This window comes from uncultured Campylobacter sp., from assembly GCF_938045225.1.
In the GTDB taxonomy this organism is placed as follows: Bacteria; Campylobacterota; Campylobacteria; order Campylobacterales; family Campylobacteraceae; genus Campylobacter_A.
On the sequence record NZ_CALINL010000308.1, the window covers coordinates 1 to 1,978 of the forward strand.

General features: G+C 48.8%; 1 protein-coding gene and 1 pseudogene. Both read right to left on the reverse strand.

Annotated elements, in window-relative coordinates:
• On the reverse strand, nt 1-1,470 hold a 1,470-nt coding region (locus tag Q0200_RS11160), incomplete at its 3' end, for an ATP-dependent helicase (protein ID WP_297941185.1).
• Nucleotides 1,471-1,789: 319 nt separating this feature from the next.
• Nucleotides 1,790-1,978, reverse strand: a pseudogene (locus Q0200_RS11165) (hypothetical protein); the annotation flags it as partial.

Here is a 1,978-nt window from a genome sequence, read left to right on the forward strand (position 1 = left end):
CCCGCCGCTCTCGCTTAGTTTTTGCATTTTTAGCACGGGGTGTGCGAAAAATTTCTCGCTAAAGTTAAATTTAGCAAAGCGCGACTTTTCTCCGACCTCGTCAAGCTCGTCAAAAAGGCCTAGCTGGTAGTTTTTAGTCTTTTTAGCAAAGGCCTCCACGCTCTCGTCGGGCTGCAAAAATCCTCGCACGACGTCGCCGTGACCGACCTTGCTTAGCACCTCAAAAATCTCCTTACTAAGCGCCGCGCCCACGCCTTTTGCGTATTCGCACACGTGGATAAACGCCATGATGTCCTTTGGGTTTATGAGGATGCCTAGCAGATCCATCGCGGCGCGCACCTCGCGGCTCTCAAAAAAACTCACGCCGCCCTTGCGCTTGGAGCCGATACCAAGTTCCCGCAGCGCGACCTCGAGGCCGTCGGCGCTTGAGTTGTTGCGAAAGATGATGGCGATGTTTTCTTTTTTGTATTTGCTGACGGCGATGACCTGCGCGATGTTTGAGTATTGGTCGAAAAGCTCGTTGTAAACTAGCAGCTTTGGCGAGGTAAATTTGCCTTCGCGGCCGACGACTAGCTTTTTTTCGTAAAGGCGCGGGTTGTTTGCGATCACTTTGTTGGCCAGAGCTAGGATCGCGGAGCTACTGCGGTAGTTGATGTTTAGCGCGTAGATTTTGGCGTCTGCGAATCGGTCCTTAAACGAGCCGATGATCTCGATGTTTGCGCCGTTAAAAGCGTAAATGCTCTGGTCAAAATCCCCGACGCAAAAGAGGCTTTTTGTCTCAAAAGCGCTGATTAGCGAGCCTTGCAGGGAGTTCGTGTCCTGATACTCGTCGACTAAAATTTCCTCAAATCTTAGCGGCGCGCCTTTTCTCAGTTCATTACGCATTTTGATAAGCAAGTCGTTAAAATCCGCATAGCCGAATTTGCTCTTTTCCTCCTCAAATTCGCGCAAAACATCCTCATAAATCTCGGCATAAACGCCCTGTTCGTCGCTTCGCTCCTTTAGCCACTCGCCAAACGTCTGCTTTAGGGCTAAATTTTGAAACAACGAATACGCGTCGTAAAGATAGGCGCCGCCGTATGGCTTCACGTCGCTTAGGTGGTTAAATTTGCGCCTCTCGACAAGCGATTTTAGCAGCGTTTTTAGCTCGCTTGGCTGCTTTAGCGTGACGGGTTTTTCTAGAAATTTAAGCAGCGAATAAGAAACCGAGTGAAAGGTACCCGCCGTGATGCGCGAGGTGATTTTTTTATCAAAATGTCGGTTTAGACGCTCGATCATCTCGGCCGCGGCCTTGTTGGTGAAGGTTAGCAGTAGGATTTTTTCGGGCTTTACGCCTAAATTTAGCAGATGAGCGATGCGCGCGACGATGGTGCTGGTTTTGCCGGTGCCCGCACTTGCGATAACTAGATTGTGTCCGGCAGGAGCGGTCGCGGCGGCGTATTGTTCTTGATTTAGTTTTGAAAGGGGCATATTTTCCTCGCGTTTAAAAGGGCAGATTATACCCAAACGGGCTTAAATTTATAAAAACGCAAAAGTGGCGAGGGCTAAAATTATTAGCCCTGCGTTTTGATGCAGATTTAGTTCAATAAAAAGTCAAAGCGCAGCATTTTTTACTTCACTGCGCTTGTAGCCTTTTAAGAGGCTTTAGACGAGGCTCTTTTAAATTTGACGACGGAAGCTACCTCGTCCCCCGTCGGTAACGACCGAGCCAAATTTAAAGCCTCTACTGCAGTTGCGACCGCAACGGAAGCAACGAAGTATAGAGCAAAAAAGCGAGCCTTAAATCAAATTAAAATTTGACTTCGGCCGAAAGCATAAACATCCTGCTCTCGCCCAGGCTTAGCCCGTTAGCTACGCCAAGAACGCTAGCGCTGGTGCCTGCACCATCAGCGCTTGCAGGATACATGCCAGCCCAGTATTTTTTGTTAAATACGTTATTTACGTTAAAGCGCAAAGTGGTTTGCTTGCCCAGCATAGC